This is a genomic window from Enterobacter sp. NFIX59, from assembly GCF_900113755.1.
GTDB classification, from domain to species: domain Bacteria; phylum Pseudomonadota; class Gammaproteobacteria; order Enterobacterales; family Enterobacteriaceae; genus Enterobacter; species Enterobacter pseudoroggenkampii.
In genome coordinates this window covers 309,985-333,800 of sequence record NZ_FOQN01000003.1, presented here as the reverse complement: position 1 = coordinate 333,800, position 23,816 = coordinate 309,985, and the positions used below count along the sequence as shown (strand labels likewise).

At 52.9% G+C, this 23,816-nt stretch carries 24 protein-coding genes and 1 tRNA gene; 11 read left to right on the top strand and 14 right to left on the bottom strand.

Annotated elements, in window-relative coordinates:
• Positions 1-15: 15 nt before the first annotated feature.
• A complete protein-coding gene (gene argF, locus BM007_RS13710) occupies positions 16-1,020 on the bottom strand; it encodes an ornithine carbamoyltransferase (RefSeq protein WP_090419284.1) in 1,005 nt (334 codons plus the stop codon).
• Positions 990-1,085: a putative translational regulatory protein ArgL gene (locus BM007_RS23275; RefSeq protein WP_213014347.1), complete on the bottom strand. Its 96-nt coding sequence runs from the start codon at positions 1,083-1,085 to the stop codon at positions 990-992. The genes argF and BM007_RS23275 overlap by 31 nt, the downstream gene beginning before the upstream one ends.
• Positions 1,086-1,184: 99 nt before the next feature.
• Between BM007_RS23275 and rraB the strand changes: the two genes are divergently transcribed.
• The 7 genes from rraB to BM007_RS13675 all read left to right on the top strand — a co-directional run bounded on the left by rraB (position 1,185) and on the right by BM007_RS13675 (position 8,812).
• Entirely contained in the window at positions 1,185-1,610 is a 426-nt protein-coding gene (gene rraB / locus BM007_RS13705) for a ribonuclease E inhibitor RraB (RefSeq protein ID WP_029739283.1), read from the top strand.
• Positions 1,611-1,657: 47 nt separating this feature from the next.
• On the top strand, positions 1,658-2,416 hold the full coding sequence (gene miaE, locus BM007_RS13700) for a tRNA isopentenyl-2-thiomethyl-A-37 hydroxylase MiaE (protein ID WP_090419281.1): 759 nt from the start codon (positions 1,658-1,660) through the stop codon (positions 2,414-2,416).
• Positions 2,417-2,446: 30 nt separating this feature from the next.
• The gene (locus BM007_RS13695; RefSeq protein ID WP_090419278.1) at positions 2,447-3,169 is read left to right on the top strand and encodes a topoisomerase II; all 723 of its coding nucleotides are present in this window, start codon (positions 2,447-2,449) and stop codon (positions 3,167-3,169) included.
• Positions 3,170-3,275: 106 nt separating this feature from the next.
• A tRNA-Leu gene (locus tag BM007_RS13690) sits at positions 3,276-3,360 on the top strand.
• A gap of 371 nt (positions 3,361-3,731) precedes the next feature.
• Positions 3,732-5,093 (top strand): DNA cytosine methyltransferase, encoded by a 1,362-nt coding sequence (gene dcm, locus BM007_RS13685; protein ID WP_090419275.1) that lies wholly within the window; start codon positions 3,732-3,734, stop codon positions 5,091-5,093.
• A gap of 20 nt (positions 5,094-5,113) precedes the next feature.
• Entirely contained in the window at positions 5,114-6,628 is a 1,515-nt protein-coding gene (locus BM007_RS13680) for an ATP-binding protein (RefSeq protein WP_090419272.1), read from the top strand.
• Between the two features lie 6 nt (positions 6,629-6,634).
• Positions 6,635-8,812 (top strand): Z1 domain-containing protein, encoded by a 2,178-nt coding sequence (locus BM007_RS13675; protein WP_090419269.1) that lies wholly within the window; start codon positions 6,635-6,637, stop codon positions 8,810-8,812.
• A 71-nt stretch (positions 8,813-8,883) separates the two neighbouring features.
• On the opposite strand, the gene BM007_RS13670 is transcribed toward BM007_RS13675, so the two are convergent.
• Both BM007_RS13670 and BM007_RS13665 read right to left on the bottom strand, forming a co-directional pair.
• Positions 8,884-9,462, bottom strand: a complete 579-nt coding sequence (locus tag BM007_RS13670; RefSeq protein WP_090419266.1) for a class I SAM-dependent methyltransferase — start codon at positions 9,460-9,462, stop codon at positions 8,884-8,886.
• Positions 9,462-10,475: an HNH endonuclease family protein gene (locus BM007_RS13665; RefSeq protein WP_090419262.1), complete on the bottom strand. Its 1,014-nt coding sequence runs from the start codon at positions 10,473-10,475 to the stop codon at positions 9,462-9,464. The genes BM007_RS13670 and BM007_RS13665 overlap by 1 nt, the downstream gene beginning before the upstream one ends.
• Before the next feature lie 458 nt (positions 10,476-10,933).
• Here BM007_RS13665 and BM007_RS13660 point away from each other — a divergent pair, with 458 nt between their 5' ends.
• Positions 10,934-11,407, top strand: coding sequence for a SymE family type I addiction module toxin (locus BM007_RS13660; RefSeq protein WP_090419259.1), 474 nt, complete (start codon positions 10,934-10,936; stop codon positions 11,405-11,407).
• Between the two features lie 73 nt (positions 11,408-11,480).
• On the opposite strand, the gene BM007_RS13655 is transcribed toward BM007_RS13660, so the two are convergent.
• From BM007_RS13655 to trpS, 5 genes are all read right to left on the bottom strand, one after another.
• The gene (locus BM007_RS13655) at positions 11,481-11,852 is read right to left on the bottom strand and encodes a hypothetical protein (protein WP_090419256.1); all 372 of its coding nucleotides are present in this window, start codon (positions 11,850-11,852) and stop codon (positions 11,481-11,483) included.
• 115 nt (positions 11,853-11,967) lie between these two features.
• Positions 11,968-12,447, bottom strand: a complete 480-nt coding sequence (locus BM007_RS13650; RefSeq protein ID WP_028015347.1) for an Hcp family type VI secretion system effector — start codon at positions 12,445-12,447, stop codon at positions 11,968-11,970.
• 2 nt (positions 12,448-12,449) lie between these two features.
• Positions 12,450-12,797 (bottom strand): hypothetical protein, encoded by a 348-nt coding sequence (locus BM007_RS13645; protein ID WP_090419253.1) that lies wholly within the window; start codon positions 12,795-12,797, stop codon positions 12,450-12,452.
• Positions 12,790-13,473, bottom strand: a complete 684-nt coding sequence (locus tag BM007_RS13640) for a hypothetical protein (protein WP_090419250.1) — start codon at positions 13,471-13,473, stop codon at positions 12,790-12,792. The genes BM007_RS13645 and BM007_RS13640 overlap by 8 nt, the downstream gene beginning before the upstream one ends.
• 181 nt (positions 13,474-13,654) lie before the next feature.
• Complete coding sequence (gene trpS / locus BM007_RS13635; RefSeq protein ID WP_090419248.1) at positions 13,655-14,656, bottom strand: tryptophan--tRNA ligase; 1,002 nt, start codon at positions 14,654-14,656, stop codon at positions 13,655-13,657.
• Between the two features lie 199 nt (positions 14,657-14,855).
• Between trpS and fosA the strand changes: the two genes are divergently transcribed.
• The gene (fosA, locus tag BM007_RS13630; protein WP_090419245.1) at positions 14,856-15,281 is read left to right on the top strand and encodes a FosA/FosA2 family fosfomycin resistance glutathione transferase; all 426 of its coding nucleotides are present in this window, start codon (positions 14,856-14,858) and stop codon (positions 15,279-15,281) included.
• Here the strand turns inward: fosA and BM007_RS13625 are convergent.
• The gene (locus tag BM007_RS13625) at positions 15,267-16,274 is read right to left on the bottom strand and encodes a LacI family DNA-binding transcriptional regulator (RefSeq protein WP_090419242.1); all 1,008 of its coding nucleotides are present in this window, start codon (positions 16,272-16,274) and stop codon (positions 15,267-15,269) included. The two genes, fosA and BM007_RS13625, sit on opposite strands and share 15 nt — an antisense overlap.
• Before the next feature lie 185 nt (positions 16,275-16,459).
• Here BM007_RS13625 and BM007_RS13620 point away from each other — a divergent pair, with 185 nt between their 5' ends.
• Together BM007_RS13620 and BM007_RS13615 are read left to right on the top strand one after the other, a co-directional pair.
• Positions 16,460-17,548: a cellulase family glycosylhydrolase gene (locus BM007_RS13620; RefSeq protein ID WP_090419238.1), complete on the top strand. Its 1,089-nt coding sequence runs from the start codon at positions 16,460-16,462 to the stop codon at positions 17,546-17,548.
• Between the two features lie 50 nt (positions 17,549-17,598).
• Entirely contained in the window at positions 17,599-18,993 is a 1,395-nt protein-coding gene (locus BM007_RS13615; protein WP_090419236.1) for an MFS transporter, read from the top strand.
• A gap of 40 nt (positions 18,994-19,033) precedes the next feature.
• On the opposite strand, the gene BM007_RS13610 is transcribed toward BM007_RS13615, so the two are convergent.
• Genes BM007_RS13610 through BM007_RS13595 form a run of 4 tightly spaced genes read right to left on the bottom strand, consistent with a single transcriptional unit; the run spans position 19,034 to position 23,780 of the window.
• The gene (locus BM007_RS13610) at positions 19,034-19,855 is read right to left on the bottom strand and encodes an alpha/beta fold hydrolase (protein WP_039265314.1); all 822 of its coding nucleotides are present in this window, start codon (positions 19,853-19,855) and stop codon (positions 19,034-19,036) included.
• A 30-nt stretch (positions 19,856-19,885) separates the two neighbouring features.
• Entirely contained in the window at positions 19,886-21,505 is a 1,620-nt protein-coding gene (locus BM007_RS13605; protein WP_024909511.1) for an MFS transporter, read from the bottom strand.
• Entirely contained in the window at positions 21,502-21,909 is a 408-nt protein-coding gene (locus BM007_RS13600; protein ID WP_090419234.1) for a DoxX family protein, read from the bottom strand. Before BM007_RS13600 ends, BM007_RS13605 begins: the two co-directional genes overlap by 4 nt.
• A complete protein-coding gene (locus BM007_RS13595; protein ID WP_090419231.1) occupies positions 21,909-23,780 on the bottom strand; it encodes an amidohydrolase in 1,872 nt (623 codons plus the stop codon). Before BM007_RS13595 ends, BM007_RS13600 begins: the two co-directional genes overlap by 1 nt.
• Between the last annotated feature and the right edge of the window lie 36 nt (positions 23,781-23,816).

Sequence of the window (23,816 nt, the reverse complement as noted above, 5' to 3'; positions counted from 1 at the left end):
CCGCAGAGGAGTCAATCATTCCCCAAGCGTTGCCACCATCACCGCCTTAATCGTATGCATCCGGTTTTCCGCCTGGTCGAACACGATGCTCGCCGCCGACTCAAACACCTCGTCCGTCACTTCCATCCCGCCGTGCAGGTCGAACTCCTTCGCCATCTGCTTGCCGAGCGTGGTCTGGTCGTCATGGAACGCCGGCAGGCAGTGCAGGAACTTCACGTCCGGATTTCCGGTCAGCGCCATCATCTGCGCGTTTACCTGATACCCGCGCAGCAGCGCGATACGCTCCGCCCACTTCTCTTTGGCTTCGCCCATTGACACCCACACGTCGGTATAGATAAAGTCCGCGCCCTTCACGCCCGCCGCCACGTCTTCCGTCAGGGTAATTTTCCCGCCGCTTTTCTCCGCCAGCGCGCTGCACTCCGCCACCAGGCTCTCTTCCGGCCAGCAGGCCTTCGGGGCCACCAGGCGCAGATCCAGCCCGGTCAGCGCCGCCGCTTCCAGCATTGAGTTGCCCATGTTGTTGCGCGCGTCGCCCGCGTAAACCAGCGTCATCTCGTTAAACGCCTTGCCCGGCAGGTGCTCCTGCATGGTCAGCAGGTCCGCCAGCAGCTGCGTCGGGTGGAACTCGTTGGTCAGCCCGTTCCACACCGGCACGCCCGCATACTGCGCCAGCGTTTCGACCACTTCCTGGCCGTGGCCGCGATACTGAATGCCGTCGTACATCCGCCCGAGCACGCGCGCGGTGTCCTTAATTGACTCTTTATGCCCAATCTGGCTGCCGCTCGGCCCTAAATACGTAACGCGAGCGCCCTGGTCAAATGCGGCAACTTCGAAAGAGCAACGGGTACGGGTCGAGTCTTTTTCGAAGATGAGCGCGATGTTTTTACCGGTAAGCTTCTGTACTTCCTTGCCATTTTTTTTATCGGCTTTGAGCTGTGCGGCAAGGGTCAGCAGAGAAGTGAACTGTGCAGGGGTAAAGTCGAGCAATTTCAGAAAGTGTTTCTTGTACAGATCAGACATTTTATCCTCACATGGCGAACGCCACTTATTGAATTAAAATTCACTTTATATGTGTAATTATTCATTTGCAACCCCGTTTCACAAATCTTTCCAACAAAGGTGGAGGCAAACCCGTCCGTGTGTGAAAATAGAAGTATCTGCCGCACTTTAAAGAGGATTGAGCCATGGCAAACCCGGAACACCTGGAAGAGCAACGCGAAGAGACGCGTCTGATTATTGAAGAACTGCTGGAAGACGGTAGCGATCCGGACGCGCTGTACACCATCGAGCACCATTTCTCTGCGGATGATTTCGACGCGCTGGAAAAACTGGCGGTAGAGGCCTTCAAGCTGGGTTACGAAGTGACCGAGCCGGAAGAGCTGGAAGTGGAAGAGGGCGACACCGTCATCTGCTGCGACATCCTGAGCGAAGGCGCGCTGAAGGCGGAGCTGATCGACGCGCAGGTCGAACAGCTGATGAACCTGGCCGAGAAGTTTGAAGTGGAATACGACGGCTGGGGAACCTACTTCGAAGATCCGAACGGTGAAGACGGCGAAGAAGGCGACGACGAAGATTACGTCGACGAAGACGACGACGGCGTGCGTCACTAAGCGTTTCAGGCGGTGGCGCGCGTCACCGCTTTTTTCAAGGCAGAACCATGGATTACCCGCAGATACTCGCCCCCGTACTCAACTTCCTCCAGTGCCCGACCCCGCAAGCATGGATTGATAAAGCCCGCGACCCGGCGAACCTGCCGCTGCTGCTCACCGACCACATGGTGTGCGAGCTCAAGGCCGCCCAGACCGCGCTGCTGCTGGTGCGTAAATACGTCGCCGACGAAAGCGGTGCCGACGCGCTGCTCGACTGGCTCAAACCCTACGAACAGTTCACCTTCCGCGACGGCCCGGAGCCGGACTTCATCGCCCTGCACAGGCAGATTGGCAAAAGCGTGATGCCCAAAACCGACGACCCGTGGGGCCAGGCGCTGATCGACAGCATGGTGCTGCTGATTAAAGAGGAGCTGCACCACTTCTGGCAGGTGCGCGAGGCGATGCTGGCCCGCGACATTCCGTACGTCAAAATCACCGCCAGCCGCTACGCCAAAGGGATGCTGAAGGAAGTGCGCACCCACGAACCGCTGACGCTGATCGACAAGCTCATCTGCGGCGCCTACATCGAAGCCCGCTCCTGCGAACGCTTCGCCGCGCTGGCCCCGTTCCTCGACGACGACCTGCAGAAGTTCTATCTCTCGCTGCTGCGCTCGGAAGCGCGCCACTATCAGGACTACCTGACGCTTGCCCGGCAGGTGAGCGACGACGATATCTCACCGCGCATACAGCTTTTTGGCGAAATTGAAGCCACACTTATCTCGACACCGGACACCGAGTTTCGCTTCCACAGCGGCGTGCCGGTGTAAACCGGCATAGCGAAAGGATAAGGATGTGAGATGAATAAAACGTGGACCCGTATTGTGATTGTCGTCGTCGCGGCGGCCGCCGTGGCGTTCTGGGTATTCTTCGATAAGCAGCGTGCCCCCGAACACCAGATTGATACCACCCTCAACGCGATGCCCGCCTGGCAGGTGATTAAGGAGCAGGAGCCTGTTCTGCATCAGCGCATCCTCGACCAGATGGCCGCCCTGCAAAAAGCGGGCGAGCCGGAGCAGCAGATTATCGACACCATCCAGCCGCAGATCCTGCATCTGCAGATGACGCGCCTGCAGAACGCCCCGGACGCCAACGTGGTGAACTACATGACTATCAACATGGAGCAGACCGCCGCCATCCAGAAGGTGAGCGACGACGCCTGCTTCCGCTTCCTCTACCCGATGGTGAAGGGCGGCGTGAACCCGATGCGCATGCTGGATAAAGACCTGATGACGCGGCGCATGCAGGCCGATGCTGACATGATGCGCGCGGCCTACGGCAAAAACCGCCACACCGTGACCCCTGCCGAACGCGAGGCGGCAGTCGAGGATGTGCGGCCGATTATGAAGCAACTTGCCGATAAGTACGGCGAGGACATCCAGCTGCTGCAGATGCCGGAGAAGGCGGTGGGCAAAGAGAAGCTCTCCTGCGATATGGTGCAGGAGATGTGGGCCAAGGTGCTGGCGCTGCCGGAGCAGAAGGCGGCAAGGGTGATTCGGCTGGCGGTGTCTGAGCTGGAGTGACAAAGGGCGCTGGTTTTTTGGGCACTTAGCGCGGGTTTAGCGCGTCGTCGCTTGCATGGCGGCGCGCGACAGGTATAATCCACAACGTTTCCGCATCCCCTTCAGTGCCGAAGTGGCGAAATCGGTAGACGCAGTTGATTCAAAATCAACCGTAGAAATACGTGCCGGTTCGAGTCCGGCCTTCGGCACCAAAAGATGCAAATCAAAGTCGCTTAAGGGCGGCTTTTTTTGTGTCTGAAACCTTGCCTTTACAGGGCCTTCTTGACTATTGCTTAGCCTGATTAAATCAAATTACTGATGGGATTACATTGGTGGGTCTATCTTTTTTGATTCAAGTGTTATTTTGAAATGATATAGCTAGATGAGCATGATGTGTATGGTGAAAAATGAACTGATATTATACAATTCATGAGATTAAACATCATACTTGTGGATCGAACTGTAAAATTCTGTTGATGAGATTCTAATGTATACAAAACTATCACTAAAGTATGTGTTTATATACAGCCGTTAGTATGCTTGAATGTATGTAGACAGAATTTTGCTTTTTGAGATTACTTAAATGGAAAATAAAAAAAACTTTACTTTCATAGACTTATTTGCTGGTCTGGGAGGTTTCCATCTGGCATTGAAACGATTAGGTGGTGTTTGTCGTTTTGCTGTGGAGTGGAAAGAACCACTACAGAACCTCTATGTAGAAAATTTTGGGATTAGACCACAAGGTGACATAACAAAAGTACCTCTTGAGAAAATACCTGATCATGATGTATTAACTGCTGGATTTCCGTGTCAGCCTTTTTCTAAAGCTGGTGATCAGCTAGGCTTTGAATGTACAAAACAAGGTGGTTTATTTTTCAACGTAGTTGAAATATTGAAATATAAACGTCCAAAGTTTTTTATTTTAGAGAATGTTCCTAATCTTTTGAAGCATGATGAGGGAAAAACATGGATAAAAATTCAACAGTTTCTTGGTAAGGACGGTCTTGGCTATAATATTGATGCGGCAAAACTTTCTCCACATCATTTTGGCATACCACAGATTCGTGAACGTATATATATCGTTGGCTCATTGTTGCCCCTTGATAATTTTAGATGGCCGGAAGCTTCGAATTTAGATACTTCAATAGATAGCATTTTAGATGATAATCCGGTTAATGCAAAATCATTATCCCCTCAAGTTATTGATTGCTTAAATGTCTGGAGTAAGTTCTTAGAGCTATGCCCGCCTGATGTTGAGATTCCTTCTTTTCCTTTATGGTCAATGGAGTGGGGAGCAACTTATCCTTTCGAAAATGAAACTCCATATGCGAGGAAAGTTCGCTTAGGAAAAGATGGTTTAAAAGGCTTTAGGGCGAGCCATGGGTGCAAAATTGGCCTGCGAAGAAATATTGATGAACGCTGGAAATTATTACCAAGTCATGCTCGAACAGAAGAATTTGAATTTCCTAAATGGAAAAAGAACTATATCAGGCAAAATAGGAAGTTTTATAATGATAATAAATCCTGGATTGACCAATGGTTACCTGATATTTTGAGATTTCCTTCGAGTCTTCAAAAGCTTGAGTGGAATGTGCATGGCGAAGAGAGAAATATTTGGAATTATGTTCTTCAATTTAGGGCGTCTGGAGTGAGAGTCAAAAGAAGAACGACAGCTCCGAGTTTGATTGCGATGACTGATACCCAGGTTCCTATTATTGCATGGCAAAAGCGTTATATGACCCCCAGGGAATGTGCAAAGCTGCAAAGTCTTGATGAGTTACTTAAACTCCCCGAAAGCCCTACTCAAGCATTCCAGGCTTTGGGAAATGCAGTAAATACAAAAGTTGTTGAGTGGGTTGCAAGTGCATTATTAAATGCATTAGTAGATGAAAAAAATATCAATCAAGATTCTATTATAGAAAGTGGCTGTGTTGCCAATAATTAAGCCATTTTAAGGAGATATTTATGGCACTTTCGAAAGTTGATATTCGCCCAGGGATTAGTATATTGGCAGTTTTGCGACATCTTAATTATAAGCCTTGGTTTGCTATCGGAGAGTTCGTAGATAATGCTTTGCAAAATTTTTTAGCGAACTCTCAAAAAAATGCACAGGATACGCTCACAGTTGAAATTGAAATTGATGCCTCTCTGCCCGCAAGAATATCAATTAAGGATAATGCTTTTGGGATTTCAATAGAAGATTTTCCACGAGCTTTCAAGCCTGCATCGATACCTCCTGATAACACAGGATTATCTGAGTTTGGTATGGGTATGAAAAGTGCTGCTTGCTGGTTTTCACCAAAATGGGAAGTACGCACATCTGTTATAGGTGAACCTATAATAAGAACAATATATTTCGATATCGATAACATGATTGCAGATAATGTCTATGAAATAGTTATAGAAGAAACTTCAGGCTCTAATGAACAGCATTTCACTGAAATTATTTTGAATGATGTTTTTCATGCTCCTGTAAAACGTACTATTTTTAAAATTAAAAATCATCTGGCCAGTATATACAGGGATTTTATTAGGAGTAAAGTTTTGAAATTAAAGGTTAATGGTGATGAATTAGCCTTTAAAGAGCCTAAAATACTTAACGCCCCTTATTTTAAAAGTACTGATGAATTATCTGTTGAGTGGCGAAAAGATATTAGTTTCTCGTTTGGTAATAACTTTTCAGTTAATGGTTTTGCCGCTATTAGGGCCGTGGGTAATACTAGTGAAGCGGGATTTTCACTTTTTAGACGAGGTCGGGTTATACAGGGGAGTGCTGATGAAACTTATCGTCCTGCATATATTTTTGGTAATTCAAATAGTTATAGATTTCAGCGTTTATTCGGTGAATTTCACATTGATGGCATAGATGTCAGCCATACTAAAGATGGTTTTAGATGGGGTGAGTTCGAGCAAGCTTTTCTCCAAATCCTACGGGACAAATTAGATAGCGATGACTTGCCTCTGTTACGTCAAGCTGAAGGTTATAGAGCCAGAGGTAATAATAGTAGATTACTTTCTATTATTGAAAAAGCAGTAACTAGTTCAGTTGAAGAAATGAGGGCTGGATTACCTTCGGCAATACCCAATATACTTGATTCTGATTTAGTTGATGCTCCAGTTGAGACTGTCGTATGTAAATCTCAAATAATGAATAAGATATTTGACATTTCTTTCCGAGATCAGAATTGGTCAGTATGTATTGAAATATCTAATGAGTTTTCCAATAGTGAATGGTTGGCATTAAGCGATACAGGGAAGATAGGCGATGAAGTTAGGCGTTTAAATATTCGCATGTCTATGTCTCACCCCTTGATGATCCAATTCGCACAGAAAGATGGAGATGTATCTGAAGCTGTATTTCGTTTAGGAGCAGCATTAGCTATAGCAGAAGTATTAGCTAGAGATTGTGGTGTAAGCAAAGCTGGTACTATTCGAAGAAATGTAAATGAGATATTACGTAATGTATTTTCTAAAAGGTGAATATAAATGAGCGTAGAAACTAAAATTACATTCGATAGTCATGGAATAAATTGGTTGCCGAGGCCGGGGGATGAAACTGAAGGCTTTCTCGGACAAAGCGGAATGCCAGATAAAGCAAAAAAAAAATTATTAGAAGATGCTATTTCAATCCTTTCACATGGGGTTCCACCTCAAATAAAAAATGGCTGTGAAACTGGACTGGTTATTGGTTATGTGCAAAGTGGAAAAACAATGTCGTTTGAAACCGTTGCAGCACTTGCAAGGGATAATGGATTTCACATAGTAATAGTTATAGCTGGTACATCAAATCCTTTACTTGCACAGTCTTCTAACAGATTAAAAAAAGACTTAGGCTTAAATGATGTGAATAGAGGCCGTAGATGGGTACAACTAGAAAATCCGACATCTTTAGAGTCTGATGGCCAGATGATTCGGAATACACTTTCCATATCTAAGGATTCATCAACCGATGCGATCTATAAAAAAACTATTCTTATTACGGTTTTGAAAAACCATTCAAGAATAAACAGGTTGGCTGAAATTCTGGAAGCGATAGACCTAAATGGTACCTCAGTCCTTATCATTGATGATGAGGCAGATCAAGTAAGTTTAAATACAGAGGCATCACAAGGTGAAGAGAGTGCAACATATAGTTGTTTGATTAGGCTAAGAAACTCTCTACCGAATCATACATATTTACAATATACTGCAACTCCACAAGCTCCGTTATTGATTAATATTATAGATTCGTTATCACCAAATTTTGTAAAAGTATTAGAACCAGGTGATGCTTATATTGGAGGTCGAGATTTTTTTGGTAGAAACTCTTCGTATATAAAGCTTATTCCTCCAAATGAGGTTCCAACTAGAGATAATCCGTTAATTTACCCTCCATCATCGCTTCTTGATGCTCTGCGTATATTTATGTTGGGGGTGGCTGTTGGCATTGAAGAATCTGGTAATACTGGCAATCGTTCTATGCTTGTCCATCCATCGCATTTAACAGCTCAGCATAAAGAATTTTATGGATGGGTTCGGAGTATATTTGACGAATGGCAAGCCTGTTTAGCATTACCTGATAGTGATTTAGATAAAATAGATCTTTTAAACGAGTTTAAAAAGTCCTATAACCACCTGAAAGAAACAACAGCTTTACCGCCCTTTGAACAAGTCAAAAACTCTTTCAGTATTGCATTTAAAAATACTCAAATCGTCGAAGTCAACGCCAGGAAAACCAAAACTCCAGCAATTGATTGGCAGCATAATTATGGATGGATTTTGGTGGGGGGGATCGCAGTCGATAGAGGATTTACTGTTGAAGGATTGACTGTAACTTACATGCCGAGGGGGGTCGGAGTCGGAAATGCGGATACTATCCAGCAAAGGGCAAGATTTTTTGGATACAAGAAAAATTATTTAGGTTTCTGCAGGGTTTATTTAGAACAAAGTACTCTTGAAGCATTTAGAAATTATGTCATTCACGAAGAGGATATTAGGAGGCAACTTAAGGTTGTAGAGGCAGAAAATAAACCATTAAACTCATGGAAAAGAGCTTTTCTTTTGGATTTGGATTTAAAACCTTGTAGGGACAGTGTTCTCGAATTTGATTACATGCATACAAAATTTTCTGATAAATGGATTGTGCCAAAATTAATCTTCCCCTCCAATAACATAGTCATTGATAATAGAGAGGCTACAACTGAGTTTTTGAGTCATTTATCTTGGGTTTCAGATGAGGGGCATAATGAGCGCACCGAGAATCAGAAACATTTCGTTTGTGATAATATACCTTTAAAAGATTTATATGAAAACCTGCTCATTAAACTGCGAGTAACTGGAAGTAACGATTCTCAAACAAATACTGCAATGTTGTTACATTTAGCAAAAGCAATAGAAGCTGATATCAATGAGAGTTGTATAGTTTATAGGATGAGTCCTAATGAAAGAAGAATTCGTACAATAAACTCCTATTTATTCCAAGGTGCTTATCCCGTTGAGTCTTCACGTCGTGGTGAAATTTATCCCGGAGATATAATGATTAAAGATCCTCTAAGAGTAAGTGTACAGATTCATAACATTGACTTAAAAGAGGATAATCAAAAAATGATTTGCGACGTACCAGTGGTGGCAGTTTGGATTCCTCAAAGATTAGCATGTTCTGTTCTTGTGCAAAATCATAATTAATTTTCTATGAAGGGCGGTGTAATTACAGCCCTTCAAATTTTATTATTTTCCTTATCAGAATTTTTTTAGCGTTATTTTCTTTTTAAAATACCATTAAGCCAAACTTCCTCTCTGCCTGGGCGATTATCTTTTGTAGTCCATAGCGGAAAAATCTCTATTTCTGTCATATGATTCAGTAATCTCCGCAATTCTCTTTCATCCAGGTCCGTAAACCGTCTTTCACCCTGAACGCGTTCACCGTTCCCATACTTAAAGGAAACATACCAAACACCATCAGGTTTAAGCGCATCCGCAAGCTTCCGCATCACCACTGGCAGTTCAGAAGAGGGGACATGCAATAAAGAGGCACAGCACCAAATCCCATCGTACTGCGCTTTACCGTCGATCTCTGAAAACGTCATCAGTTGCACGGGTAACCCGGTATGTTGCCTTGCCAGTTCCACCATAGCGGAAGAGGCATCAAAAGCATCCACCTGATACCCCATCTCATGAAATGCTTTTGCGTCTCGTCCTGAACCGCAGCCCGCATCCAGAACACGGCCACCGTTAGGCAGATGTTGGGTGAAGGCCTCGTAAAGCGGGGTCATATCGACATTGACCGTGCCATCGAAGAAATCCTGCGCGTGGTTCTGATAGTAGTGAATTGTCATTAAAACGTTGCCTCGCCTTCCGCATTGGGTTTCCAGGTATGGAGAAGTTTGTCCAGCGCGGCCTGCCAGTTACGCTGAAGAAAGCTTTTCCGTGCTTCAGGACGTTGCCCTGTCTGTAGAACAATCGTCTCATGTAACGGCAGTTTGCTCTGAATAAAATACTCATTCCGGGTGTGTAACCGCTGCAGGAGCCTGAGCTCGGGAATGCGTGCAGATTTGCCTTCAACGCCACGGTTACAGCAACGACAGGCCAGCACTAAGTTCCATACGCCGTTAATATTGCTCACTTCATGACGGGCAGCCCAGGGAATAAAGTGATCAACGTCCGCCAGTTCTGCGTCGCCCGGTACCAGGCTGATGGGTTTAAAGCAGTAAAAGCATCGTCCTTTCTGGTAACCATTCAGGCTGTCGCGGCAACTGGTGATGTCTACGCGCCGCGCATTCACCCTCGTGAACAACAGCTGATTATCTTCGTCGAACTCCACGCCCACAAGGTTACGTGAAATCCCCATTGACCAGGCTTGTTCTACCAGGTTCCAGCGGGCATTGGTTTCAAAAGCGAGGTTTTTATACTGCAGGCGTTCGCCCAGTAAATAGAAGTTATCCGTCAGGCGGATCCCGTTGTGGGTTTTGCGCTCATCAAGGAAAAAACGTTTATCGATCTCGCCCTGGTTCACGTAGTGAAAGGCATCAATCACGTTGTTAAAGCCAAGGCGGACCGTCGCTTCAATGAGCTGGGCATGGGTGATTTCACCTCTGTTGAATTTCAGACAGGTTTCCAGGAATTGGCTGCTGCGAGAGGTGATCTGTTTTGGCGCATGCTTCAGGTGCTCGCAAAGATAGCGGCTAAACGGCACAGCAAGCTGGTCGAGCGTAATCAAATCGCTGCCCGTCTTATCCACTTCATACAACGCTGACGCCAGCGCAAATTTGTAAGATGCGACGTTCCTTCCAAAGAGGATCACACCACGCCAGTAGTTCTCAAGCGTCGGATCGGCCTGATAAAATTCCATCGATGAAGTCCTGTTACGGTTGGCTGGGCAGGGCGTTACTAAAGCCTGTAACAGGATCACATAACAAAATCAGGGTGATGTAAATCGTTAATCTATAGGTTTGATGAATTTTTGAGAGGTCAGAGAGAAGGGTGTTGAGGCAACCGATGCGGCAATAGTGCCAGGTTCGCAAACGAACTGATATCTGGAAGAGGGGAGTTGAAGTGATTTTCAGGCCGAAGCGTTGTTGTTTCTCGAATTAAAAATACCAACCGTTATTTCCTGAATCCCCCTCGCAAATTCCAAATTTACCCCACATAAAACCGCTGTATTTATATTCAGTCCTGTATAATGAGCACCAGAAATTACGCCGAACGGCAAAGGAAGTATCAAGGAATATTTAAAGAGAGAATTCGCGATATGAAGGTGCTGCAACACCCCCATACCGCTAACCACAACCAACTACTGAGGAGTTGAAAATGGCTGCGACGAATTTTAAGCCAGAGTTTACTGTTTGCAAAACAGAATCAGACGCTTTCACCGGCATGATTGAAAACCGCGAGCTGGTGCGCAAAAACAGCGCCCGCCGACTTCACGGCAACCGGCTCAACGCGGCGCCCGTCCATCCCCGCGCGGAGACGCCGCAGGACAGTGCCGCCTGCTGCGAACTCTATGCACGTATCGACATGAAATATCTTCTTCTGGGCGGCGACTGGTTAAAACGCGCGGGTTTCATCAACGGCATGCCCGTAAAAATCCGCGCCATGAAAGACTGCATTGTGATTACGCCACAACATACAAGAGAATTATGGGGATGCCTGGAAGGTATGAGCGTGGTGAATATAAATAAAAAGAAAGTGGCGCAGTGGTTGAAGACGTTTCCGGGCGCGTTGAATGATACCGGCGATATACCGGTTGTTAAGCGTGGAACAGGGCAGGCGATGTCTGAGTAACCTGCTTCCCATCTAATGTAACCCTTGAAGCAATAAAACGGGCATGTCATCCCATGCCCGTTGTAAGTAAAAATCAATCGTGCTTAACCTGCTCTTTCACCGCGTTAACCAGCGCAGCGTGAAGTTTGCCGACGGTTAAATCACATATAACAGGTTCGGGTATGCCACGTATCCTGCGGATAAACCGACAGATGCCAAAAAAGTCTATGCCTTCACCCGTAAACAGATACTCATTCTCTGCGAGAGAGAACGTTTTCCTGTAGCCATCTTCTTCCGTGGCAAGCTGAACGCCAAACGCTTCTTCGCAGTCTTCCAGTAGGTCTTCGCCATCGATACCGCAAATATGCAAATCGGCCTCAATCAACGTATTGCTATCGATAGGTTTACGATGCTCACCTGAGGAGTTTCGAACAACCTCAATGACTTGAGAGAGTGTGGGTTCCATAATGATGCTCTCCTTTAAAGCGGTAGAAATAATCGCCAGCGCTTCCCGGCGACGTTCCGCTTGGTCGGACCGACAAGCTCAACGTTACCCCGGCCCGAGAAATTTTAAAGTCGGTTCAGGCTATCGCCATATGATTCCATGCATCTCTGTAAACTATATTCCCGTCACAGTGTTTCCAGGTGATTGCCTCATATCTTAGCTCGATTGTTTCTGTATGCGTTCCTGTTCCAGAACCCGGGAACAGATTGGGCGTAATGCCCGTGATTTTTACATTCTCCAGGATAATGTTGAAATATTCTCTCTCGATTCCTGCATCATCAATTTGATACATTTTGATCGTAGCCGATTTTAGCGTTTGGTTTTCACACAGTGCCCTGATGAGAACCGGTGTTGTTTTATCAAACTCTTTCTGAACGGCAATCGGTGTATGTACGCGGGTACCTGTTAGTCGGCCTGTATGTCCACTCACAGGAATGGTGAGGTGATGAGCGACCGCCTTTAATTCAATAGCGCCTAACCGACCGGACACCATGGAACCTCCTACGACGGGTGAGCCATTAGTATCGGTTAACCAAAGATATGCTGGATTTGACATGGTTATTCCTCATCTATATTTACAAAAGAAGGTAGGTGCAACATCGCCACGACCCATATGAATAAGCCAATAATTTTCAGCGGCCATGGTTCAAGTACAGCTATACAAGCAAATGCACCGATGATCAGTAAGGGACCTGATAACACATCCAGGATCCCGCCAAAAATATGTATCTTTCCTGGCAGGAATTTATTCATTACTAATGAAATAATGTAAGCGCTTATGGTAATTATGCAAAAGGCGATTATTTTATCATGCCAGGTTTCGAATTCAACCCAGCTAAGGATATATAATAAGACTAAATATGAACAAAGAAGTAGATTTATAATGGGAATAATAAACTTACTCATACGAGCCTACCGTACGTTTGGCTTTAAGTTTTTCATTAAGTTTGTTTATGATCTGATTAAATACAGGTTTTCCTTCTGAGTAACCTGCATGGATAGCATCTACGAAAGGTTGGACGGCATCAGCAAAGAGAAAGTAGAGTAGGTCGTAGTCTCGGGGTCTGAGAAGTTCGTATATCTCCGGTGCTTCTGCTTTAAGCCGGGCAGATGTTCTGATTGAGCGTTCTGCCATGCCTCCAAACAAAAGGAGTGTACTCAGTCCTGTTATTGGATTTAATTTGCCTTTGAAAACCACAAATGTAAAAGACGTTCTTTCAATAACACGTTTCGCAATGGTTGCCGCTATAATATTTGTTGATACTCTACCTAGTATTGAAGAAGCTGCTGGTCTATAAACCTTATCTTGCTCAGCCTCGGTTAAATATCTGTTGAATAGTTTAAAAATTTGCTTGGCTGCATTGACGATATTATCGTAATTCAAAATGTCTTTTATGATTGCGTTAGCTATCCGAATTCTTTCGGTTTCGCGTTCATGCCTTGTTTCAGTGTCAAAGATACCATAGATCAAATAGCCATAATCCAGCGGAACGGATAAGCCTCCATTTATAAACGCTGTGACTGTATCTGGAGATTCGATTACGTTGAATAATCCCAGCGATATATTATCTACATCTGCCATGTTAATCCTTTAAGCGGGTTATAAAGGATTTATCAATGTAATATTAAAGTGACTAAAGCAATTTAAATTATCTAAAGGGCAAATTAAGTATTCTTATAACAAACGATATTTTAAATCGAGAGGCAAAGCGGCTTCGTGCCAATCCCCCACTCCACCGCCCAACCTCAATCAACTCACCTAATCAAAACACCGGCACCCCCAGCCCAACCTTCACCTCCCTCAACGTCCCCTGCGTCACCCCCTGCGCCCGTTCCGTCCCGCGCTTCAGCATCGCCATCAGCTCTCCCTTGTCCTGCATATACATCGCCCTCCGCTCCCGCATCGGCGCAATCAGCTCCTGCAGGCACGCTTCCAGTTCGTTCTTGCAAACCCGGTCACCCAGCCCACCCGCCTGATAGTGCGCCTTCATCGCCGCCACTTTGTCTTTGTCCGGATGAAACGCGTCGAGATACGTAAACACCACGTTCCCCTCAATCTGCCCCGGGTCGCTCACCTTCAGGTGGTTCGGGTCGGTGTACATGGCGCTGACCGCACGGTGAATCGTCTCTTCGCTGGCCGAAAGGTGCAGCGTGTTGCCCAGCGATTTCGACATCTTGGCGCTGCCGTCGATGCCGGGCAGGCGGCTGGTGTCGCTCAGCATCGCCTTACAGTGGCGCAGCACAGGGGCGGGCAGCAGGCTGTTCATCTTGTGCACAATCTCGTTGGTCTGCTCAATCATCGGCAGCTGGTCGTCGCCGACGGGCACGCACTCGGCCTTAAACGCGGTGATGTCCGCCGCCTGGCTGATGGGGTAAGCCATAAACCCGACCGGCAGCGAGCGGGCGAAACCCTTTTGCGCAATCTCGTTTTTCACCGTCGGGTTACGCTCCACGCGGGCGACGGTGACGATGTTCATATACAGCATCGTCAGCTCGGCGAGGGCGGGCAGGGCGGACTGCAGGCAGATCGTGGTCAGGTTCGGGTCGATACCGGCGGCGAGGTAGTCGGCCAGCACTTCGGGGATGTTGTCGCGGATCTTCTGCGGGTTGCTGCCGTTGTCGGTCAGCCCCTGCAGGTCGGCAATCAGCACAAACTGGTTGTGCGTGTGCTGGAGCGCCACGCGCTGGCGCAGCGATCCGACGAAGTGGCCAAGGTGCAGCGGGCCGGTTGGGCGGTCGCCGGTGAGGATGGTGGGTGCGTTCATAAAGACTCCTTAACGTTGTAATGCCGAAAGGGGTCTTAGATGTGAGAAAGCCGCCTTTCGGCGGCTATCTGAAAATGGGGAAAACTACTCCGTGCCGCCTTTAAGAAGGCAGCCACCAGCGGTTTACGGTGAGCACGGCGTGGTTTATGTTCATCTCTTTACCGTACCACGTCCGGCGCGAAAAACAAAAGGGCACGTCATGCTGCAATCACTCAACCACCTGACCCTCGCGGTCAGCGACCTGCAAAAAAGCGTCACCTTCTGGCACGAACTGCTGGGGCTGACGCTGCACGCCCGCTGGAATACCGGGGCCTATCTCACCTGCGGCGATCTGTGGGTCTGCCTGTCGTACGACGAGGCGCGCCGGTACGTGCCGCCGCAGGAGAGCGACTACACCCATTACGCGTTTACCGTGGCGGAAGAGGATTTTGAACCGTTCTCGCAAAGGCTTGAGCAGGCGGGCGTCACCGTCTGGAAGCAGAACAAAAGCGAGGGGGCGTCGTTCTATTTTCTCGACCCGGACGGGCACAAGCTGGAGCTGCACGTGGGCAGCCTCGCCGCGCGGCTGGCGGCGTGCCGCGAGAAGCCCTACGCGGGGATGGTGTTTACCTCAGACGGGGCTTGAGGCGCGCACCTTCAGCCTGCCCGCCAGCGTCACGTGCGTGGCGGCATCTTCCTGATTGCACAGGTACTCCACCGCCAGCCGTCCCAGCTCGCTGTAGGGCAGCTGAATACTGGTCAGTGGCGGGGTGAGCTGCTCGGAAATCTTCTGGTCGTCGTAGCCCGCCAGCAGCATGTCCTCTGGGATGCGCACGCCGTTCACCGCCAGCGCCTGATAGCAGCCAATCGCCAGCCAGTCGCTGGCGCAGAAGATGGCGTCCGGGCGCTCGGCCAGCTCCAGCAGAGAAGTCGTCGCGGTAAAGGACTCGCTGAACTGCCAGTTGGTCTGGCGCACCAGGCCGTCGTCGCACGCGAGTCCGGCCTGCTGCAGCGCGGCCTGGTAGCCCGCCAGACGCTGGCGCGAGGCTTCCATCCAGCTCTCGCCGGTGATGTGGGCGATGCGCGAGGCCCCGCAGGCGATGAGGTGTTTCGTCACCTGGAAGGCGTTGGCGTAGTCGTCCGGGATAAACGACGGCAGCAGCGGCGAGCCGGGGTCGCGCTGGTTGAGCAGCACCAGCGGGATGCGGGTGCAGTCCTGGAATGCCGTCATGTCCACCAGCGTGGTGACCGGAGACGCGAGAATAATCCCGATGCAGTTGCGCTTCTCCAGCTGGCGGATGATGTTCAGCGCCAGCTCGATGTCGTCGCCGTAGTCGTAGACGGTGAGCAGAGTCTCGTTGCGCCACGCCGCTTCCCGCGCCTGGCTGATGGCGTCGATAAACGGGTCAAAGCTCTGCAGCGAGCTGACCAGCAGGGCAATCTCTTCCTGGTTGCGCGGGGCGTGTACGGCGGGGAGGCGGTCGTAGCCGAGCTCGGTAGCGACGCCAATGACCCGCTGGCGGGTGTCGTCGCTGAGCTTGATGTTGCGGGACTGGTTAAGCACCAGCGATACCGTCGCCTGCGACACCCCTGCCGCCCGCGCAATATCGTTCATCGTTACCTTCGTTTTTCGCTTCATCCGTCCTCTCCCTTTCGCGATTTCGCATCATACCCTAACCGCACGCTTTAGCGCCGTCGATCACGTTTCTCATTCATCGAAGCGTGAACTTTGTGAGGGGTATCGCTTTTCTTCGTGCGGGAAATTGCGCATTTATCCCGCAGCTAATATTTATTAGCTAAATATTATCAGTAAGAGGACGCGTAATGAAAGAGCAGTGGAGCAGGGAGCAGGCCCAGGCGTGGTATGAGCAAAAGGGCTGGCTGTGCGGGTTTAACTATCTGCCGTCGACGGCGGTGAACTGGACCGATATCTGGCAGGCAGAGACTTTCGACGCCGGGACGATTGACCGCGAGCTTGGCTGGGCGGCGGAGGCGGGCTACAACACTCTGCGTATCAACCTGCCGTTTATCGTCTGGGAGCACGACCGCGACGGGCTGATGGCGCGCATCGACCGCTTTTTGACGATTGCTGACGGCCACGGGTTCAGCACCATGCTGACCCTGATGGACGACTGCGGCTTCTCCGGCGACGAGCCGTACCTTGGCCCGCAAAAGCCGCCGGTACCGGGCAAGCACAACAGCCAGGCGGCGGCGAGCCCGGGGCGCGATAAGGTGTGCAATCCCGACTGCTGGCCGCAGATTGAGTGCTATATCCGCGACGTTGTTCGCCAGTTCCGCGACGATAAGCGCGTGCTGCTGTGGGATCTGTATAACGAGCCGGGCAACCGCGGCATTTTCGCGACGGGCACGCAGGAGGTGCAGTACGACGCGAAGCTGGAGACCTGCGCCCACGCGCTGATGAAGCTCGCATTCCAGTGGGTGCGTGAAGAAGACCCGACCCAGCCGCTCACCGTCTGCGCGTGGCGCCTGCCGCCGGAAGAGGAGGGCGAGACGTTCTTCCAGCACCCGCTGGACCAGACCGCGCTGGCGCTCTCGGACGTGGTGAGTTTCCACGCCTACACCCACACCGGGCGCATGACGGCGATTATTCAGCAGTTGCAGGCGCTCGGTCGCCCGATGTTCTGTACCGAATGGCTGGCGCGCCACGTGGGCAGCACCATCGAGGAGCAGCTTCCGCTGATGTACGCGGCGAAGGTCGCACCGTATCAGTGGGGGCTGGTGCGCGGCAAAACCCAGACGTGGCTGCCGTGGCCGGTGGTGATGAAGGAGTCCACGGACTACTGCCGCCTCTGGTTCCACGACGTGTTTGAGGAGAACGGCATTCCGTTCTCACGCCGTGAAATCGCCCTGATGCAGCAGTTGCGCAAGATCGCCCCTCAGGCGCAGGACTAATAATATCGACCCGGCGGTCCACCGCCGGGCAACCAGGCAGGCATATAACAATGGCAACGACAATGAAAATACCGTCTCGCGAGCTGTGGTCTTATTTTGGTTATGGTTTAGGTCAGTGTTTTAGCTTTGGTTTAGTGGGTTCGTTTATTAACTATTTTTACACCGACGTGCTGGGGATCTCAGCACTGGCGGCGAGCACCATCTTCCTGATTGCCCGCGCGTGGGACGCGGTTCACGATCCGCTGTTTGCCAGCATTATGGACACCATTAACAGCCGGTTCGGCAAGTTTCGCCACTTTTTGCTGATCGCCCCGCTGCTGATCACCGGTGTCACGCTGCTGTCGTTCTATAAAATCGAAGCGGACATGACCACCAAAATCCTCTACGCCGGGGTGACGTATATCCTGTGGGGGACGCTGTACGCCATCTCCGATATCCCGTTCTGGTCGATGTCGTCGGTGATGACCAACGACTCCGGGCAGCGCACCCGCGCGGTGACGGCGGCGATGCTCGGGGTGAACGCCGGGATTGCCTGCGCCAACATCTTCTTCCCGAAGCTGGCGGCCTATTTCGCCCAGTACAGCAATGACAAAGGCTACTTTATGGCGGCGCTGGTGATGATGCTGGTGGGCCTGCCGCTGATGCTCAACGGCTTCATGCAGATCAAAGAGCGCGTGCCGCCGAGCCCGGAAAAGGTGACCATCCGCGACACCTTCCGCAACCTGCGCCAGAACAAGCCGCTGTTTATCGTCCTGCTGTCGTTCTTCTTCTGCGTGTTTCACAACGTGGCGGGCGGGCTGTATATCTACTTCTTTATCAACAACCTGGGCGACGGCAGCCTGCAGATGGCGATTGGCGTGATGGGGATTGTCGCGGCGGTGCTGTGCCTGGTCGCCCCGATGCTGACGCGCCGGATGCAGAAGCGGAAGCTGTTTATGATCCTCTGCGGGCTGGACGTGGCGGTGCGCGTGGTGATGTGGTTTGTGGGCTATCAGCAGGTGACGATGCTGTTTATTCTGCTCGGCCTGAGCACGCTGTTCGTGATGATGACCAACATCCTCACCTCGTCGATGATTGCCGACACCATCGAGTACGCGGAGTACCACACCCACAAGCGCTGCGCGGCGATCACTTTCTCCGGGCAGACCTTCACCGGCAAGATGTCGGTAGCGGTGGGCGGCGGGCTTATCGGCGTGTTTCTGACGATGATCGGCTACGTGCCGCAGGCGCAAATTCAGAGCGAGAGCGTGCTGTCGGGGCTGTTCTTCGGGATTTGCCTGCTGCCGGCGATAGGCTCGCTGATCCGCATGGGCTTTATGTCGCGCTTTACCTTTACCGAGGAGAAGCACGCGGAGATTTGTCGGCTGCTGGCGGAGCGCAACGCGTCTGCGAAAGCGCCGGGTGGTGGCTGCGCCTTACCCGGCCTACAGGACCAGCCCTTGTAGGCCTGATAAGCGAAGCGCCATCAGGCTTCGCTTTTAAGACTTACAGCGACTTCACAAACGCCAGCAGGTCTTCGTTGAGCTGGTCCTGGTGGGTCAGCGCGAAGCCGTGCGGCGCGTTGTCGTACACCTTCAGCGTGGCGTTTTTGATCATCTCTGCCGCCAGCTTGCCGGTGCTTTCAAACGGCACGATCTGGTCGTTGCTGCCGTGGATCACCAGCGTCGGCACGTCGATTTTCGCCATATCCGGGCGGAAGTCGGTTTCGCCGAAGGCGGTCACGCAGTCGATGGTGCCCTTCAGGGACGCCAGCAGGGCGATGTTCAGCGTCTGGGTCAGGGCACCGGCGGAAACGGTCTGCCCGGCGTTGGTGCCGTAGAACGGGGTGGCGAAGTCGCTGATGAACTGGGCGCGATCTTTACGCAGTCCGTCGCGAATGCCGTCGAACACGCTCTGATCCACACCCTGTGGGAAGGTGTCGGATTTGCCGAAGATTGGCGTGACCGCGCCCAGCAGCGCCAGACCGGCGACGCGCGCGCTGCCGTAGTTGTTGATGTAGCGGGTCACATCGCCGCCGCCCATGGAGAAGCCCACCAGCGTCACGTCCTGGAGGTCCAGGGTGGTGATCAGGTCGTTGATGTCGGACGCAAAGGTGTCGTAGTCGTAACCGTTCCACGGCTGATCCGAGCGGCCAAAGCCGCGACGGTCAAAGGCGATGGCGCGGAAGCCGCGCTCGGCCAGGTAGTTCAGCTGGCTGTCCCACATGTCGCCGTCCAGCGGCCAGCCGTGGCTGAAGAGAACCGGTTTGCCCGCGCCGCCTTCTTTGTAGTAAATCTGCGTGCCGTCTTTTGCCTTAAACGTTGCCATAGTGTGTTCCTGTGCAGGTGATGGTGATGGTTATACCGGCGCGACCAGATAGCGAATGGCCGGTGATGTTGTGCCCTGATGAAAAGCCAGAACGCGGCTCTGCAGCAGGAGGTCATTCATGGTGTGGCGCTCCTGCTGGCGCAGATGCTCAATCCACGAGCCCATCAGGAAGGTCTCGATAAACAGGCCGGGGCGCTCAATATCCTCGTACACCGCCCAGCTCATCGCCCCCGCGCGGCGTCGTACCCGACGCAGCTCGTGTACCGCCTCCAGGAAGGCTTTTGCGTTGTGCGGGTCGATAATGTACTCGTGTGAGACCAGCACCGGGCCACGCTCGTTCGGCAGGTCGATCTCCACCCCGTCCAGCGGCTGGCCGCTCAGGTCGAGGTTTAATTCCGGGTCTTTCTCCAGCTTCCAGCGGAACACGGTGGCGCTTGCCAGCACCATCCCCAGCGTGGCGACAACCAGCGCGGTCGGGGTGCCAAACCGGGAGGCTATCTGCCCCCAGATGGCGCTGCCCGTGGTCATCGAGCCGAAGAATACCGTCAGGTAGACCGCCAGCGCGCGGGCCTTCACCCAGCGGGCGGCGCTGCGCTGCGCGCCGAGGTTCAGCGTCGAGAGCACCGCAATCCACGCGAAGCCGGTGAAGAACTCAAACAGGTTGAGCAGCCAGACGTGGCGCACAAACGCCAGCGCCAGCATGGTGAGGGCAAAGACCAGGCTCGCGGCCACCATCAGGCGGTCGGCGTTCAGCCGCTGGCGCAGGCGCGGCAGCAGGATGGCCCCGGCAATCGCCCCCAGGCCAATGCACGCCAGCATCACGCCGTAGCCCGCCGGGCCCAGGCCCAGCTCGCGGCGCGCCACCAGCGGCAGCAGCGCCCAGCCCGCGCTGCCGAAAACGAAGAAGGCCACCGTACGCACCAGCACGTTGCGCAGCACCGGCGCGGCGTGCACGTAGCGGATGCCGGTGCGCACCGCAGAGAAGAAGTGCTCCGGCGGCAGACGCTGAATGGACGGGGCCGGACGCCAGCGCCACAGTACCCACGCCACGCCCACCACGGACAGCGCGTTCAGGGCAAACACCATCCACGGCCCGGCGAGCGACAGCAGGAAACCGCCCAGCGCGGGGCCAATCGCCCGGCTGATGTTCACCCCGAGCGAGTTCAGCGCCACGGCGGCGCCCAGCTCCGGCTTGCTCACCAGATCGGGCACCACGGCCTGGAACGGCGGCGAGCTCATCGCCGCCCCCACGCTCAGCAGAAACGTCGCCACCAGCAGCACGGTGGGGGTGACGTGTCCGGTGAAGGAGAGCGCCGTCAGCCCGGCTGCGGCGATGAACACCCACAGCTGGGAGAAGAGCAGGTATTTACGCCGGTCAACGATGTCCGCCATCACCCCGGAAGGCAGGGCAAAGAGGAACATCGGCAGGCTGCTGGCCGCCTGCACCAGCGCGATATCCAGCGGGTCGGCGCTCAGGGTCAGCATGCTCCAGTTGATGCCGACGTCGCTCATCCATGAGCCGACGTTAGAGACCACCGTGGCGATCCACAGCATGCGGAACACCGGCTGGCTCAGCGGCTGCCAGGGTGAAACCGTCGGTGCGGGCGTCGTCTCGACGTGTGCGTCGCGAACGTCGTTAACCTGGGTCATGCGAACCTCTCCGTTGCCTTACGCTGCAGCCGCCACTGGCCCGGCCCGGTGAGGGCGAGAGTGGTGAAGATAATCAGCAGCAGCCAGCCAAACTGCCCTTCGGCAATCGACCAGTTCGGGTGGACCGCCAGCATCGCCACCAGCAGCACGGCGATAATCGGCAGGCACGCCAGACGGGTGTAGACGCCCGCAATGATAAACAGCGGGCAGATCACCTCGGCGACAATTGCCGGGATCAGGCTCGCGTAAGGCCCGAAGCCGAACGGATCTTCAATGCGCGTCAGCTCTTCGCTGAAGTGCAGCACCTTCGGCAGGCCGTGCACGTAGAGCAGCAGCAGGCTGCCGGTCAGGCGCAGGAAGAACAGCCCCAGGTCGATCCGGGGCGGCATAGTGGTGTTTTTCATCAGAATGCAAAGCAGCTGCAGCCCAGCGCCCCCCAGAAAGCGTTATCGTCGGACACCGGCATCGCTGACGTGCGGGCGAAATCGTGCTGGTGGCTGTGAACCCCGCACGGGCCGCTGCAGTGGTGAGCCACACTCATACCCACGCGTGCGGCCTGCGGCGGCGCGCTGCGGTAGTGGCCCGGCACCTTGACCACCGGTGACCACTCGGGCAGGACCGGGATGGCCGGCGGCGCGAGCGGGCCAAAGCTGCCCGCGGCGTAGACGATATCGCCGTTGACCACCGTGAGAACGGACTCGATGCCCTTGATCTCCTCTTCCGGCACGCGGAAATAGTCTTTGCTCAGCACTGCCAGGTCGGCGAGCTGGCCGACCTTGATCTGCCCCTTCTGGTTCTGCTCGCTGGAGAACCACGCGCTGCCCTGGGTCCAGAGCATCAGGGCCGTATCGCGGTCCAGACGGGCGCTGTGATCGTACATCTGCATCCCGCCGACGGTGCGGCCGGAGACCAGCCAGTAGAGCGCGGTCCACGGGTTGTAGCTCGCCACGCGGGTGGCGTCCGTCCCTAAGCCCACCGGCACGCCGGTCTCGAGCATTTTCGCCACCGGCGGCGTGTGGCGGGTGGCTTCGATGCCGTAGCGCTCGGCGAAGTATTCGCCCTGGAAGGCCATGCGGTGCTGGACGGCAATGCCGCCGCCGAGCGCTTTGATGCGGTCGATGTTGGCCTGTGACACAGTTTCCGCATGGTCGAAGAACCAGTGCAGGCCGTTGAACGGAATGTCGCGGTTCACCTTCTCGAAGACGTCCAGCATGCGGCTGATGGATTCGTTATAGGTGGCGTGCAGGCGGAACGGCCAGCGGTGCTCCACCAGATGGCGCACCACGCGCTCCAGCTCGTCCTCCATGCCCGGCGCGAGGTCCGGGCGCGGCTCGAGGAAATCTTCAAAATCGGCGGCAGAGAAGACCAGCATCTCGCCCGCGCCGTTGTGGCGGAAGAAGTCGCTGCCCTGGCCCGGCGTGAGCATGTCGGTCCATTTTTCAAAGTCTTCCAGCTCGTGGCCCGGACGCTGGGTAAACAGGTTGTAGGCGATGCGGATGGTCATCTGCTTTTTCGCGTGCAGCTCGGCGATCACCTCGTAATCTTCCGGGTAGTTCTGGAAGCCGCCGCCCGCGTCGATGGCGCTGGTCAGCCCCAGACGGTTGAGCTCGCGCATGAACTGGCGGGTGGAGTTGACCTGCTGCTCCAGCGGCAGCTTCGGCCCTTTGGCCAGCGTGGCGTAGAGGATCATGGCGTTCGGACGGGCAATCAGCATCCCGGTCGGGTTGCCGTTGGCGTCGCGCTGGATCTCGCCGCCCGGCGGGTTTGGCGTGTCTTTGGTGTAGCCGACCACCTTCAGCGCGGCGCGGTTGAGCAGGGCGCGGTCGTACAGGTGCAGGATGAAGACCGGGGTATCCGGCGCGGCGTCGTTAATTTCGTCCAGGGTTGGCATGCGACGCTCGGCAAACTGGAACTCGGTCCAGCCACCCACCACGCGCACCCACTGCGGCGACGGGGTGCGCAGGGCCTGCTCTTTCAGCATCCGCAGGGCGTCGGCCAGGGAGGGCACGCCTTCCCAGCGCAGCTCGAGGTTGTAGTTCAGCCCGCCGCGGATCAGGTGCAGGTGCGAGTCGTTGAGGCCGGGGATGGCGGTGTGACCTTTCAAATCCACTACTTTGGTGCCGTCGCCGTGGTGTTGCATCACCTCGGCGACGGTACCCACTTCCAGAAATTTTCCGTCGCGCACGGCAACGGCTTCCGCGACAGGATTCTCGCGATCGACGGTGTGAAACTGGCCGTTAACCAGAATGAGATCGGCTTTACCTGGGGTAACCATAAACTGCTCCTGACTGAGAGGGGAATGGTCAGGATT